15 protein-coding genes are annotated in these 14150 nt (G+C 63.9%); 8 read left to right on the forward strand and 7 right to left on the reverse strand.

Annotation, left to right across the window (positions count from 1 at the left end):
- The first annotated feature begins 92 nt into the window (after window positions 1-92).
- The 5 genes from BG457_RS09780 to BG457_RS09800 all read left to right on the forward strand — a co-directional run bounded on the left by BG457_RS09780 (window position 93) and on the right by BG457_RS09800 (window position 6445).
- On the forward strand, window positions 93-986 hold the full coding sequence (locus BG457_RS09780; protein WP_071796962.1) for a UTP--glucose-1-phosphate uridylyltransferase: 894 nt from the start codon (window positions 93-95) through the stop codon (window positions 984-986).
- 120 nt (window positions 987-1106) lie between these two features.
- Window positions 1107-2135: a glycosyltransferase family 2 protein gene (locus BG457_RS09785; RefSeq protein WP_245770973.1), complete on the forward strand. Its 1029-nt coding sequence runs from the start codon at window positions 1107-1109 to the stop codon at window positions 2133-2135.
- 193 nt (window positions 2136-2328) lie between these two features.
- A complete protein-coding gene (locus tag BG457_RS09790; RefSeq protein WP_071796963.1) occupies window positions 2329-3339 on the forward strand; it encodes a glycosyltransferase family 2 protein in 1011 nt (336 codons plus the stop codon).
- Window positions 3336-5000, forward strand: coding sequence for a DUF5927 domain-containing protein (locus tag BG457_RS09795; RefSeq protein WP_071796964.1), 1665 nt, complete (start codon window positions 3336-3338; stop codon window positions 4998-5000). Before BG457_RS09790 ends, BG457_RS09795 begins: the two co-directional genes overlap by 4 nt.
- A gap of 17 nt (window positions 5001-5017) precedes the next feature.
- On the forward strand, window positions 5018-6445 hold the full coding sequence (locus tag BG457_RS09800; RefSeq protein ID WP_071796965.1) for a hypothetical protein: 1428 nt from the start codon (window positions 5018-5020) through the stop codon (window positions 6443-6445).
- 15 nt (window positions 6446-6460) lie between these two features.
- On the opposite strand, the gene BG457_RS09805 is transcribed toward BG457_RS09800, so the two are convergent.
- The 6 genes from BG457_RS09805 to BG457_RS09830 form a co-directional block, all read right to left on the reverse strand.
- Entirely contained in the window at window positions 6461-6925 is a 465-nt protein-coding gene (locus tag BG457_RS09805) for a PTS sugar transporter subunit IIA (RefSeq protein ID WP_071796966.1), read from the reverse strand.
- 80 nt (window positions 6926-7005) lie between these two features.
- On the reverse strand, window positions 7006-7572 hold the full coding sequence (gene hpf, locus BG457_RS09810) for a ribosome hibernation-promoting factor, HPF/YfiA family (protein WP_071796967.1): 567 nt from the start codon (window positions 7570-7572) through the stop codon (window positions 7006-7008).
- A 207-nt stretch (window positions 7573-7779) separates the two neighbouring features.
- Window positions 7780-8550 carry an LPS export ABC transporter ATP-binding protein gene (gene lptB / locus BG457_RS09815; RefSeq protein WP_245770974.1) on the reverse strand — a complete coding sequence of 257 codons (771 nt, stop codon included), beginning with the start codon at window positions 8548-8550 and terminating at the stop codon, window positions 7780-7782.
- A gap of 6 nt (window positions 8551-8556) precedes the next feature.
- The gene (locus BG457_RS09820) at window positions 8557-9045 is read right to left on the reverse strand and encodes an LptA/OstA family protein (RefSeq protein WP_139257661.1); all 489 of its coding nucleotides are present in this window, start codon (window positions 9043-9045) and stop codon (window positions 8557-8559) included.
- Window positions 9046-9059: 14 nt separating this feature from the next.
- Window positions 9060-9689, reverse strand: coding sequence for a hypothetical protein (locus BG457_RS09825; RefSeq protein ID WP_139257663.1), 630 nt, complete (start codon window positions 9687-9689; stop codon window positions 9060-9062).
- 9 nt (window positions 9690-9698) lie between these two features.
- Window positions 9699-10310, reverse strand: a complete 612-nt coding sequence (locus BG457_RS09830) for a ribonuclease D (protein ID WP_071796970.1) — start codon at window positions 10308-10310, stop codon at window positions 9699-9701.
- A gap of 151 nt (window positions 10311-10461) precedes the next feature.
- Here BG457_RS09830 and trhA point away from each other — a divergent pair, with 151 nt between their 5' ends.
- The gene (gene trhA / locus BG457_RS09835) at window positions 10462-11133 is read left to right on the forward strand and encodes a PAQR family membrane homeostasis protein TrhA (protein ID WP_071796971.1); all 672 of its coding nucleotides are present in this window, start codon (window positions 10462-10464) and stop codon (window positions 11131-11133) included.
- On the opposite strand, the gene BG457_RS09840 is transcribed toward trhA, so the two are convergent.
- Window positions 11086-11895: a glycerophosphodiester phosphodiesterase family protein gene (locus tag BG457_RS09840; protein ID WP_071796972.1), complete on the reverse strand. Its 810-nt coding sequence runs from the start codon at window positions 11893-11895 to the stop codon at window positions 11086-11088. The genes trhA and BG457_RS09840 overlap by 48 nt on opposite strands.
- A 188-nt stretch (window positions 11896-12083) precedes the next feature.
- Between BG457_RS09840 and BG457_RS09845 the strand changes: the two genes are divergently transcribed.
- Both BG457_RS09845 and BG457_RS09850 read left to right on the forward strand, forming a co-directional pair.
- Complete coding sequence (locus tag BG457_RS09845) at window positions 12084-13070, forward strand: XdhC family protein (protein ID WP_071796973.1); 987 nt, start codon at window positions 12084-12086, stop codon at window positions 13068-13070.
- The gene (locus BG457_RS09850) at window positions 13067-14092 is read left to right on the forward strand and encodes a molybdopterin-binding protein (protein ID WP_071796974.1); all 1026 of its coding nucleotides are present in this window, start codon (window positions 13067-13069) and stop codon (window positions 14090-14092) included. Before BG457_RS09845 ends, BG457_RS09850 begins: the two co-directional genes overlap by 4 nt.
- Window positions 14093-14150: the final 58 nt, after the last annotated feature.

Here is a 14150-nt window from a genome sequence, read left to right on the forward strand (position 1 = left end):
ATCATAGGGGTTCGCGACCCCAAACCCGCCACATTTCAGGTGTTTTTAACCGGTGATCGATATGAACAGACAATCAGTCACTGGAGTTGAAGATGCAACGCAAAGTTACCAAGGCCGTATTTCCCGTCGCAGGAATGGGTACTCGTTTTCTGCCTGCTACCAAGTCGGTGCCGAAAGAAATCATGACGCTGGTCGACCGGCCGCTGATTCAATACGCGATTGACGAAGCGCGCGCTGCGGGCATCACCGAGTTCATTTTCGTGACCTCGCGCGGCAAGGGCGCGCTGGAAGACTATTTCGACCGCGCCCCCGATCTGGAAGCCACGCTGAAGGCCAAGGGAAAGACCGACCTGCTGGATCTGGTGCAGGCGACCAATATGGACAGCGGCGCGATTGCCTATGTGCGCCAGAATCAGGCATTGGGTCTGGGCCATGCCGTCTGGTGTGCCCGCCATCTGATCGGTAACGAGCCTTTCGCCGTTCTGCTGCCGGATGATGTGATCGCCGCCGACAAGCCCTGCCTTGCGCAGATGGTCGACGCCTATGCCGAAACCGGTGGTAACATGATCGCGGCGATGGAAGTCGCGCCGAGCATGGCCTCCAGCTACGGGATCATGGATGTGCCCCCCTCGATCGGGCGTGTATTGCCGATGCAGGGCATGGTCGAAAAGCCCGCGCCGGGCACGCAGCCCTCGAATCTGGCCGCGATTGGCCGCTATATCCTGTCGCCGGATGTGATGCGCCATCTGGGCGAGGTCAAACCCGGTGTAGGTGGTGAAATCCAGTTGACCGATGCGATTGCCCGCGAGATTGCCGAAAAACGCAACGTCTATGGCTACCGGTTCGAGGGGCAGCGCTATGATTGCGGGTCGAAAGCGGGTTTTCTGCAGGCCACGGTTGCCTTTGGTCTGGCCCGTGCAGAGCTTGGCCCGGAACTGGAGCGTTTCCTGTTCGACATGATGGCGCAGCGGCAAGCGGCCGAATAAGCACCACCAGAAAAGAAACCGGGGCGCGCGTAGAGGGGCGCCCCTTTTCGCATGCGCCCTTGTGGTTTTCCCGCGTCTGCGGTTTGCTCGGGGCACGCGACAGGCCAGAACGGGGTGCGCATGTTCTCTCCGCTGCCCGCAGGGCAAGAGCGATGGTTCGACTTCCGCATGCAGTGGAAACGGCGGCGGCTGCGTGCGCGCGCGATTGCGAAAGCGCGCGAGCTGCATCTGCTCAAAGCCGGGCGAAGGGGCAGGGCGGATATCCTGCTCTTCTGCACCATCCGCAACGAGATCGAGCGCGTCGACTGGTTCCTGCAGCATTACCGCCGCCTTGGCGTGCAGCATTTTATCTTCATCGACAATGACAGCACCGATGGCACGCGCGCGCGGCTGATGGCCGAGCCCGATACCACCGTTTACGGCACCAAGGCCAGTTACCGCGCGTCACGTTTCGGCATGGACTGGATCAATTTCCTGATGCTGCGCCATGCGCATGGGGCCTGGTGCGTGGTGGCCGATGCGGATGAGTTGCTGGTCTATCCGCATTGGGAAACCCGGCCGCTTCCGGCCCTGACCGACTGGCTGGACCAGCAGCACCAGCCCGTCCTGCCCGCGATGATGCTGGAGCTTTACCCCAAAGGCCCGCTCGATGCCGCCCCCTGCCAGCCCGGCACCGACCCGACCAAAGTGCTGAACTGGTTCGATGCGGGCAATTACACGATCACGCATAAACCGCTTCTGGATTGCCTGCTGATACAGGGCGGGCCACGCGCGCGGCATTTCTTCGCCTCTAGTCCCAACCGCGCGCCGACGCTGACGAAATTGCCGCTGATCAAATGGTCCTTTCACAACACTTGGGTCAATTCGACCCATTCGATCCTGCCGCGCGCGCTGAACCGTGTCTTTGCTACGGATGGCGGCGAGCAGATCTCCGGCGCGCTGTTGCACACGAAATTCCTGGCGACTGTGGTCGAGAAAGCCCGCATCGAGAAAGCGCGTGGCGAGCATTTCGGCAATGCGCAGGTGTTTGATGCCTATTACGATCACGTCGCGCGCGCGCCCGATCTGTGGTGCGAGACATCGACCCGGTTTGAAGGCTGGCAGCAGCTTGAAGCGCTCGGGCTGATCTCGCGCGGGGGCTGGGTCTGAAATTGCTGGTGCCTGAGTCCGAAAGGCAACGCCAAGCTGTTCTGATAACGCGACAATAACCTGATCCAGCGAAGATTGTTGCAATCCTGCACAGCCTTGGGCAAAGCTGATCCCAAATGTTCCGTCGGCAGGATTGCCGCGGGCAAGAAGGGTGCGCCCCGGTCTGGGAAGCGCGCCATGGGCAGGTAGTTTTATGGGTGTGTTACGCCAGCTACGTTTACGCGCAGAGCGACAGGCAAAGCTGCTGCGATGCCTGCGCAAAAGCGCGTCGCTGCGCACGATCCAGAACCGCACCGATCTGATTCGGCCCCGCGATGCGCTGGTTTTCACCACCCTGCGCAACGAGTTGGTGCGGCTGCCCTATTTCCTCGACTATTACCGCGCGCAGGGCGTGCGCCAGTTCCTGATCGTCGATAATGGCTCGACCGATGGTTCGGCGGAATATCTGGCGCAGCAGCGCGATGTCTCGCTCTGGACGACCTCGGCCAGTTACAAGGCGGCGGGCTATGGGGTGGACTGGCTGAACCATCTGCTCTGGCTCTATGGGGCCGGGCATTGGGTGCTGGTGGTCGATGTGGATGAGTTCTTCGTCTATCCCTTCTGCGACACACGCCCCTTGCAGGCGCTGACCGATTGGCTGGAAAGTCAGGGTCGGCGGTCTTTCGGCGCCATGCTGCTGGACATGTATCCCAAAGGGCCTGTGACCGCGCAGCCCTATGTCTCTGGTCAGAACCCGTTCGAGATCGCGCGCTGGTTCGATGCGGGAAATTACACCATCCGGCGGAATCCCGAGTATCACAATCTCTGGATTCAGGGTGGTGTGCGCCAGCGCGTCGTCATGGCCCATGACCCCGGCAAGGCGCCCGCGCTCAACAAAATCCCGCTGGTGCTCTGGACCCGCAAATACGCTTTCAAGAGTTCCACCCATATGATCCTGCCGCGTGGGTTGAACCGGGTCTATGATCAGGGCGGGGGGGAACTGGCGTCTGGCGTGCTTTTGCACGCAAAATTCCTCGACACCATTGTCGCCAAGGCGCAGGAAGAATTGCAGCGCGGCCAGCATTACGCGCGCAGCCGCGAATACCGCGCTTATGAGGATACGCTCGCGCGCAATCAGGATCTGTGGTGTGAATGGTCGACCGAGTATATCAACTGGCGGCAGTTGGAGATCCTTGGCCTGATGTCGAAAGGAGACTGGGCATGAGCGCGCAGACCGCTCGCTTGGGTGTCGTGATCCTGTGCCACACGGCGCTGCGCCGGGCCGCACAGCTGGCGCGTTTCTGGCTGCAGGCGGATTGCCCGGTCGTGCTGCATGTCGACCGCTCTGTGTCAGAGGCCGATCTGCAGGCGCTCAAGAGCGATCTGGGCGCGCATCCGCTCTTGCGCTTCAGCCCGCGGCATCGCTGCGACTGGGGCTCATGGCGGCTGGTTCTGGCCTCGCAAGAGGCCAGCGCGCTGCTTTTGAAGGATTTTCCGTCGGTCGGGCATGTGCTGCTCAGTTCTGGCTCTTGTCTGCCATTGCGCCCTGCCGCCGCCTTGCTGGCGCATCTCGATGCGCACCCCGAGACCGATTTCATCGAATCCGTCTCGATCACCCATGCCGACTGGATCACCGGCGGGCTGTCGGAAGAACGGTTCACGCTCTATTTTCCGTTCAACTGGCGCAGGCAGCGCTGGCTGTTTGACCGCTGCGTCGATCTGCAGCGCAAGCTGGAGCTGCGCCGCCGGATTCCTGCGCCCCTGCGCCCGCATATGGGCTCACAATGGTGGTGCCTGACGCGGGCAACGCTGGACGCGATCCTGACCGATCCGAACCGCACCCGCTATGAGCGTTATTTCCGGCAGAACTGGATCCCGGACGAATCCTATTTCCAGACGCTTGCACGGCTGCATGCGCGCGAGATCGAGAGCCGCTCGCTGACGTTGGTCAAATTCGACCGGCACGGGCGGCCCAACCTGTTCTATGACGACCATCTGCAACTGCTGCGCCGGTCGGACTGTTTCCTCGCCCGCAAGATCTGGCCAGAGGCCGAGCGGCTTTACAGTTTCTTCCTGAGTGATCAGGCCAAGGGGCTTGACCCGGTGACGCCCGAACCTGCCAAGATCGACCGCTATTTCGAACTGGCCGAAAAACAGCGCGTCGAGGGGCGGGCCGGGCTCTATATGCAAAGCCGCTTTCCCCATGCGGACAGCGCCACGACGAAATCTGCAGCACCCTATTCCGTGTTTACCGGCTTCGAGCATGTGTTTCAGAATTTCGACTACTGGCTGGGGCAGGTGACGGGCGCGCGGGTGCATGGCCATCTTTTCGCGCCCGATGCTGTCCATTTCCACGGTGGCGCGCGGGTCTGGCATGGCGCGATCAGCAATTCCGCCGCGATTCGCGACTATAACCCGCGCATGTTCCTGACCAATCTGCTCTGGGCTACGCGGCCGGAACGGCAGTGTTTCCTGCATGGGCCGGGGGATGTGATGGACGGCACGCTAAGCTGGTTCATGGCGACCGACACCAATGCGCAGATCTCTGTCATTCGCGGGGCCTGGCTTCTGGGTTTGCAGGATGCGCCGGGGTCTGATGCCGAGAAGATCGCCCGCGCCGGGCTGTTGCACCGTCAGGAACAGGACTGGGTTGAAAACCTGAACTCGCGCCATACGCTGGCACGGGTGCGGATCTGGTCGCTGGCGGAATTCATGCAAGATCCGAGCGCGCGCCTGTCAGAGATCGTCCGCGAGATTGCGGGCGAGGCGGCGCTGGCGGCGCATGGTGTGCCGCCCTTGCGCGCCGCCGATGGTTTTGAACCCTTCCTTGCAAGGCTGCGCAATCAGGGCCTGCCCGCGCAGGTTCTCAAAGAGTGTCAGTTCTGATTTTACAGGATTCCCAGATGTCCCAGCCCCCCCGTTTCCGCTATTTCGTCGTTCTGGCCGAGATGCGCACGGGCTCGAACCTGCTCGAAGCCTGCCTGAACGAATTTCCGGGCCTGTCCTGCATGGGCGAGGCGTTCAACCCGGTCTTCCTGGGCTATCCCAGGACGGAAACCCTCTATGGGTTTGACCGCGCGGCACGCGACGCCGATCCGCTGGCGCTGCTTGCGGCTTTTGGCACGCAGCCGGGGCTGGCGGGCTTCCGGTATTTCCATGACCACGACCAGCGCGTGATTGACCCGATTCTGAACGATCCCGCCTGCGCCAAGATCGTGCTGACGCGCAATCCGCTGGACAGCTATGTCTCGCTCCAGATCGCGCGGGCGACGCAGCAATGGCGGCTGGGCGATGTGAAGAACCGCAAGGTCGAAAAGGTCGTGTTCGATCCGATCGAGTTCGAAACCCATGTCCGTGAGCTGCAGGAGTTTCAGTTGAAGGTGCAATCCGCCCTGCAGACCAGCGGGCAGACGGCCTTCTATGTCGATTACGAGGATATCCAGTCGCTCGATGTACTCAATGGGCTCGCGCAATGGCTGGGACTCACCGAGCGGATCGAGGCCTTGCCGAAGAAGCTGAAGCGCCAGAATCCGGAACCGCTGGAAGAGAAGCTGGTCAATCCCGAAGCCATCCCGCTGGGGCTGGCGCGGCTGGACCGGTTCCACCTGTCGCGCAGTCCCAGTTTCGAGCCGCGCCAGCCTGCGCTTATCTGGGCCTATCATGCCTGCCGCAGCCTGCCGCTGGTCTATGCGCCGCTGCCGGGCTGCTCCGAACGCGCGGTGCTGAGTTGGATGGCGCGTATCGACGGGGCAGGGCCGCGCGATCTGCTGTCGGATTTCAGCGCCCAGAGCTGGCGCGACTGGCAGCGCAGCAACCCGCAGCGTCTGAGTTTCACGGTTCTGCGCCACCCGCTTGCGCGCGCGCATGAGATCTTTGTGGGGCAAGTGGTGCTTGGCAGGCGCGAGCATGTGCGCGGCTTCATCGAGCGCGTGCATGGTATTGCCCTGCCGGGCGATACCGAAGGTCTGCGCGCCATGGATCGCGAGTCTCATCGCAGCGCTTTTCTGGGCTTCCTGCAATTCGTGCAGGCCAATCTCAACGGCCAGACGGCCCTGCCGACACGTCCGGTCTGGGCCAGTCAAGCCCGTCTGATCGAAGGCATTACCAGCCAGTGTCCCTTGCATCACCTGCTTCGCATCGAGCATCTGGCCGAGGATCTGCCGCGTCTGGGGCGCTATCTGGGGCGCGACCTGCCGCCGTTTCACGCCAGAGCGCAGGACCATCCGGTCGCGCTGGGCGATATCTATGATGCGCAGGTCGAGGCGGCAGGGCGCGCGGCCTATGGCAGGGATTACCACCAGCTCGGTTTCGGGGACTGGTCGGCAGCGTGACTGCGCGCCGTGCGTTCAGGCGGCCTTGGTCACTTCGCCGCTGGACAGGATCGCATAAAGCTTCGTCGGATCATCATTTGCGCGCAGCTTTTCGCAGATACGCGGATTGCGCAGAGTGCGCGAAATGAAGGCCAGCGCCTTCAGATGCTCGACCCCGGCATCGCGCGGCGCGAAAAGCGCGAAGACCAGATCGACAGGGGCCTTGTCGACCGAGCCATAATCCAACGGCTTGTCCAGCCGGAAGAACACGCCCAGCACGCGATCAATCTCATCGAGCCGCGCATGCGGGACCGCGACACCATGGCCCACGCCTGTCGGCCCCAGACTCTCGCGTTCCTGCAGCGCGCCGATCACGCTTTCGGTTTCCAGCCCATAGACGGTTCGGGCGGCTTCGCCGATGGTCTGGAACAGACGCTTCTTGCTGGTGGCCGAGGCGATGAAACGCACGGCTTTCGGATTCAGAAGCGTCGTCATGTCCATAAAGGCTGTCTCCCGGAACTCTGGCTGGCAAACGCCCATCTGCACGCGCTGGGCGTTCAGATGGGCGCGGATGGCTTGGATTATTGCGGGTCGATCCAGCCGATATTGCCATCGTCGCGGCGATAGACCACGTTCAGACCTCCGTGGCGTTCGTTGCGGAACACCAGAACCGGGGCATGGGCGAGTTCCATCTGCATCACGGCTTCTCCTGCGGAAATAGATGGAATACGGGTTTCCATCTCGGCAATGATCATCGGCTGCAACGAGTCCGGCTCGTCTGCGGACTCGGTGTCATCTGACGCGAGGATATAAGAGGATGCGTCCGCAAACTCAACCGGGTTTGAACGTTCGCGGTGATGGTCTTTCAGGCGGCGCTTGTAGCGGCGCAACTGCTTGTCGAGTTTCTCGCGGCAGGATTCAAAGGCTGCGTAGATCTCTCCGGCCTGCGCGCGGGCGGCAGCGGTCAGACCGGTGGACAGATGCAGCGTCGCTTCGCAGACATTATTATGCGCATCGCGCGAAAAGATCACTACGGCTTCTGTCGGGCGTTGCTGATATTTCTCCACCAACTCTCCGAATTCGGCTTTGACATGGGTCTGCAGTGCTTCGCCAATGTCGATTTGTCGGCCGCTGATCTGGTAGCGCATGCGCGTCTCCTTGCTGTGATTGGCAGACACGATTCCGGGCCTGCCGCCTCTGTAGTATCGCGACTTTTCCCTGTTTTTCCGTTAATTGCCTGCCGGTATTCATGTGGCGGGCAAGGGCGGTCAGGCGTGACGTCTTGACCCCATTTGGCAACGGATTGCGGCACTCTGTCAATGCTTTCTGCGCTGAACAGGGCCGTGTCGGCGGGATCAGTCCAGCCGGAAATCCGCGCCCAGATAGACGCGGCGCACATCCATATCGGCGACCACCTCGGAGGGGGCGCCTTCCTTGAGCACACCACCATCATGCAGGATATAGGCGCGGTCCACAATCGACAGGGTTTCGCGCACGTTATGGTCGGTGATCAGCACGCCAAGCCCGCGGGTCTTCAGATCCGCGACAAGCATGCGGATTTCGCCCACAGCGATCGGGTCGACACCTGCGAAAGGCTCATCCAGCAGCACATAGCGCGGATTCGCGGCCAGCGCGCGGGCGATCTCGACGCGCCGCCGCTCGCCCCCGGACAGTGCCAGCGCCGGTGAGTCGCTCAGATGCTCGATGGAAAATTCCTGCAGCAGATCGCGCAGCCGGGTCTGGCGCTTGCTCCGGTCGCGCTCGACCAGTTCCAGCACGGCCATGATATTCTGCGCCACGCTCAGCCCGCGAAAGATCGACATTTCCTGCGGCAGATAGCCCAGACCCAGCCGAGCGCGCCGGTAAAGCGGCAGTCCTGTTGCGTCCTGCCCGTCAATGCGCACGAGCCCGCCCTCATGACGCACAATGCCGGCGATGCAGTAGAAACAGGTCGTCTTGCCGCAGCCGTTCGGCCCCAGCAGCGCCACCACCTCGCCCGGATGCAGGCTGAGGGACACATCGCGGATGATGACGCGCTTGCCATAGCGTTTCTGCAGGTTCACCACCTGAAGCGCGTTATCCTGAGCCGTTGGCAAGGTCATGCGGTTGGTCGGTCCGTCGGGCATGCAGGCTCAGGGATTGGTCTGGATGATGGTGCGCACATTGCCTTCCATCCGGCCCTGACCTGTGCGCACATTCACATGCAGGCTGTCGCCGGACAGCACATTGCGCCCCTGGGTCAGGATCACCGATCCGCGCATGGCGACAGTGCCCGCGATCACCTCATATACCGCTGTGGCGGCTTCGGCGGCTTCCGCTGCGGTGACCAGCGTTACCCCGCCCGAGGCTTCAAGCCGCTGGATGCGGTTGCCGTCCTGCGGGGCGTAGATGATGCGGATGGTCGGGGCTGCGATGCGCATATCGCCCTGTCCCAGAACCGCGTTGCCAGAAAAGACAGTCTCGCCCGTGGTGTTGTCGACCTGCAACTGATCCGACCGGATCTCGACCGGTAGCCCGCGCACCGCGTTCAGCCCGGAAAAGGACAGGCCGGTGCCCTGCGCCCAAGCCGGGCCGGTCGCAAGCGCAAGGCTCACCGCGAGGATCATTCCCGAAACGCGCACTCTGGTCGGCTCCTTCAGTCTTCTGGCAGGTATATCAGCCTGACATTGCCCGAGAAGGCAAGCAGATATCCGCCGCTTCCGCCGGTTTTGGCGGTCAGTTCCACCCTGTCCGCCGAGATTGACCCCGCCGGACCGTCGCCTTCGATACCGCCAAGGCCCGTGACATGCGTGCTCTGCAACCGCGAGATCAGTTCCGACATCGCCAGCCTGTATCCGTCCGAGGTTTCCAGCAGCACCCCCCCGCGCATCACGATCTGATCGCGCGTCTGATCAAGCACGCCGGTGTCGGATCGAAACTGCGCGACCCGGCCCGAGGGAAAGTTCAGCGCGCCGTTCGGGGCGGTGAGGGTCAGATGCACCGGTCCCGATTGCTGCAGATCGCCAAGCGAGCGCACGGATTCGGCCTCAATCATCAGGGCCGTGTCTTCCCGCGTGACCCCGGCGATACGCGCGGTTCCGATGCGCGGCTCGCGGGCCAGTTCGGTCACATCCATATCGGCCAGTTCGACCGCGCGCTGCGGATCAATGCTGCGCGACACCAGAAACACAGTGGACAGCAGGACTAGCGCGCCCAGAGGCAGGACCAGACGCAGAAGCCGGAACAGGCTCATGCGGGCAGTGGTCATGCGGGACGGTGGCGGCATTGCAAGGGCTCAATGCGCGAAAATGTCGATATCCGGCCAGCCCGCGATATCCAGTTCCGCGCGGCTGGGCAGAAAATCGAAACACCGCTGCGCCAGATCGCTGCGCCCTTCACGCGCAAGCATCCCGTCGAGCACCTCGCGCAGCCGGTGCAGATGCAGCACGTCTGACGCCGCATAGCTTTGCTGCGCATCCGACAGGCGCGCAGCCCCCCAGTCCGAGCTTTGCTGCTGTTTCGAGATATCCACGCCCAAAAGCTCCGAGAGCAGGTATTTCAGCCCGTGCCGGTCGGTATAGGTGCGCACCAGCTTCGACGCGATCTTGGTGCAATAGACCGGCGCGGTTGTCACCCCGTAGCTATGGCGCAGCAGCGCGATGTCAAACCGGCCGAAATGAAAGAGTTTCAGCACCGCAGGGTCAGCCAGAAGCCGGGTCAGGTTCGGGGCAGGGCGAATGTCGCGCGCAACCTGCACCAGATGCGCATTCCCGTCTCCGCCTGACAGCTGCACCACGCAAAGCCGGTCGCGATGCGGGTGAAGCCCCATCGCCTCGCAGTCAATGGCCACGACGGGCCCCAGATCCAGCCCGTCGGGCAGGTCATCGGCGTAGAGATGGACAGTCATGGCGGCCTCGGTTCTTCATGTCGCTTGCCGTGGGGCTAGGCGGGTTTGGCAGGAAAATCAAGCGATTTGGCGTGTTGTGCTGACGCGAGGTCAGCCCGCCGCTCGCGTGAAAGCGTTTCGCAAGCGGCCGGAAACCGGGCTATGATGGCGCATGATCCGCATGCAGTCCCATCAATCCGCCCAGACCAAGACCTATAGCGCCGCCGAACAGCGGCTGGATGCGTCCATCCACTATCTGGGGCTTGCCAGTGTCGTGGTCGCAGTGCCACTGCTGATCGGGGCCGCGCTCATGCGTGGACTGACCGAGGGCACCGGCCAGATCATCCTTGGCGCCAGCATCTACGGCGCGACATTCGCGGCGATGATCGGCGCCTCGGCACTGTTCAATCTTAGCCTGCGCCCGGCACTGGCCTGGCTGTTCCAGCGGCTTGACCATGCCGCGATCTATCTCAAGATCGCAGGCACCTATACGCCGTTTACGCTGATCACCGGGCAGGGGCTATGGCTGCTTGCCGGGCTCTGGGGGGCGGCGGGGTGCGGGGTGGTCCTGAAGCTGATCTCGCCCGCGCGCTTCCGGCTGCTGGCGATTGCGCTCTATCTGGGCATGGGCTGGGCCGGTCTCATGATCCTGCCGGATCTGGCGCACAGCCTGTCGCCGGTCATCGTCGGGCTGATGCTGGCAGGCGGGCTGGTCTATACGCTGGGCGTGGTGTTCTATCTGTGGCAGGCGCTGCCCTATCATTTCGCGATCTGGCATGTCTTCGTGCTGGTCGCGTCATTTCTGTTCTACGCCGCGATCATGGTGCTGGTGCTCGGCGGCTGAGGGCCATTGGCCCCGCGCCTCCAGCACCGCGCGCAAGAGGGCGGGCCGGTCGGTCATCAGCCCGTCAACCCCCAGATCCAGCAGTCGGTGCATCTCGGCCTCGTCATTCACGGTCCAGACCTGTACCTTCACACCTGCCGCATGCGCGGCGCGCAGAAAGCGCGCGGTGACAAGCTGAATGCCCTTCCACTGCGTCGGGATCTGCACGACACGGAAATCCTGCAGGGGCAAGGGCAGCCCCCAGCCACGCGCGAACAGCCGCGCGACCTGTCCATGCGCGGGCGACCAGAGCAGCCCCGGCCCCAATCGGTCGCGCGCGCGCGCAGTTCGCGCCGGGGCAAAGGCCCCGATGCTCACACGCGGCAAGACGCCCATGCGCTGGATCAGATCGCAAAGCGGGTCCACGACAGAATCGGATTTCGCCTCGATGGTGACCCGCAGGGCCGGGTGCGTCTCCAGCAAATCCTTCAGACGCGGGATTTCTGCGCCGCCCTTCGTCCGAACCTGCTGCAAGTCGCGCCAGTCCAGATCGGCAATCCGGCGCGGATCGCCGCACAGGCGGGTCAGCTCCGGGTCGTGATGGATCACCACAACCCCGTCGCGCGTGGCATGCACATCGAGTTCCACATGGGTGAATTCCAGCGAAACCGCGTGATCAAAGGCGGGCAGGGTGTTTTCCTCGGCCTCCAGCCCGCCGCCGCGATGGGCGATGGCGATGGCACCGGGATGGGCAAGCAGCGGATGCAGGGCAGGGCGCGACATGCGCGCAGTCTTGCTTGGTTTCGCCGGTCATGTCGAGAGGGGCGGCAGCGCTCGTGCCGCAGCGTTTCAAGGAGAGCCGCGCTTTTCCGCTGCCATGTGACCCCCGCGCCAAAGGTCGTATTTGCCAAGTGCCGGTCTTGCTGCCATCCTTGCGCGGAGGACATCTGAGCGCGCGGGGAGGCGCGGGCATGGATTTGCGATTCGACCAGATTCCCGAAGCCGCGCTGGACTGGCATGAGCGCGGGCAGGGCGCGGCGCTGGCAACGGTCGTGGCGACATGGGGGTCGGCCCCGCGCCAGCCGGGCAGCCAGCTTGCGATTTCCGGCGCGGGTGAGATCATGGGCTCGGTCTCTGGCGGCTGTGTCGAAGGCGCAGTGGTGGTCGAGGCCGTAGAGGCGCTGGCCGACGGCCGCCCGCGCCTGTTGAGCTTCGGCGTGGCCGATGAGACGGCATTCGAGGTGGGTCTGGCCTGCGGTGGCCGGATCGAGGTGCTGGTAGAGCCTGTTGGCGACGGCCCCGACGCGCTGAAACCCCGGACGCTGCGCGCGCTGGTCGAGGCGCGCGCCGCGCGCCAGCCCATCGCCTGCGCAACCGATCTGACAAGCTGGGAGCGCGCCCTCGTGACCCCCGACGCGCCGGGCATGGCGGCGCGTTTCCGTGCGGATCAGTCGGGCCGGGATGAGGCCGGGCGCATGATCACGCTCCATAACCCGCCGCTGCGCCTGGTGGTCGTGGGGGGGGTGCATATCGCGCAGGCGCTCTTGCCGATGGCGCGGCTGGCGGGCTATTCCCCCACGCTGGTCGATCCGCGCGCGGCATTTGCCTCCCAAGCGCGCTTTCCGGGCGAGACGATCCTGCAGGACTGGCCCGACGAGGCGCTGGACGCGCTCGGCCTTGATGCGCGCACGGCGGTCGTGACGCTGACGCATGATGCGAAGCTTGATGACCCTGCGATCATCGCGGCATTGCGCTCGGATGTGTTCTATCTTGGCTGTCTTGGCTCCACCCGCACCCATGCCAAACGGCTGGAGCGCCTGCGCGCGGCGGGGCTGTCCGAGGACCAGCTTGCCCGTATCCACGCGCCGGTCGGCCTGAACCTTGGCGCGCGCAGCCCTGCGGAAATCGCGCTGGCCACGCTCGCGCAGATCACCCTTGCTTTGCGGGGGGCGCGATGAGGTTCGGCCCGCATCCCGTCGCGCAGGCCGAAGGCGCGATCCTCGCCCATTCGGTCACGATCGCAGGCGGGCGTCTGCGCAAGGGCCGGGTGCTTTGCGCCGAGGATGTGGCCGCGCTGAGGGCTGCGGGGCATGACAGCCTGACCCTCGCGCGGCTGGACCCCGGTGACGTGCATGAGGATGACGCGGCCATCGCCCTTGCCCGCGCATTGGTGCCCGCGCCGGATGCGGCAGGTCTGACGCTGAAACCCGTCGGCACCGGGCGGGTCAATATCGTGGCCGCTGGTCCCGGTCTGGTGCGGCTGGAAGCGGCGCGGATAAATGCCGTGAACAATGTCGATCCGGCGATCACGGTTGCGACCCTGCCCGATCTGATGCGCGTCGATCCCGGCGCGATGGTCGCCACTGTCAAGATCATCACCTATGGCGTGGCGCAACCCGCGCTGCACTCGGCCTGCTTGGCCGGTGCGGGCAGTATGAAAATCCTGCCGCCGGTTCTGCGCCATGCCAGCCTGATCCAGACCCGGGTCGATGCGCGCGCGGATGGGGCGAAGGGACATTCCGTGACAGCGGCGCGGCTGGACCGGCTGGCTGTGACGCTGGACCCGCCCTGTATCGTGCCGCATCAGATCGCGCCGCTGGCCGAAGCTTTGCGCGCGGCATCGGGCGAGTTGATCCTGATCCTGACCGGATCGGCCACGTCGGATGCTTTCGACACCGCCCCGCAGGCGCTGCGGCAGGCGGGCGGCAGCGTCGCGCATTTCGGCATGCCGGTGGATCCGGGCAATCTGCTGTTTCTGGGCCAGCTTGGCGCGCGTCGGGTGATCGGCCTGCCGGGCTGCGCCAAAAGCCCTGCGCTGAACGGGGCGGATTGGGTGCTGGAACGGGTGATCTGCGGGCTGGAGGTGACACCTGCCGATATCATGGCGATGGGAGTGGGGGGCTTGCTCAAGGAAATTCCGACGCGCCCGAGACCGCGCCGCCAGGGTGAGGAGGGCGCCGCAGACGCAGGGGGAGACTAAGCCCAAGGTCGCATAGGCGCGGGCCGGAAACCGTGGTTAGATGAACTAAAATTTAGGT

It is taken from the genome of Natronohydrobacter thiooxidans, assembly GCF_001884735.1.
GTDB classification, from domain to species: domain Bacteria; phylum Pseudomonadota; class Alphaproteobacteria; order Rhodobacterales; family Rhodobacteraceae; genus Roseinatronobacter; species Roseinatronobacter thiooxidans_A.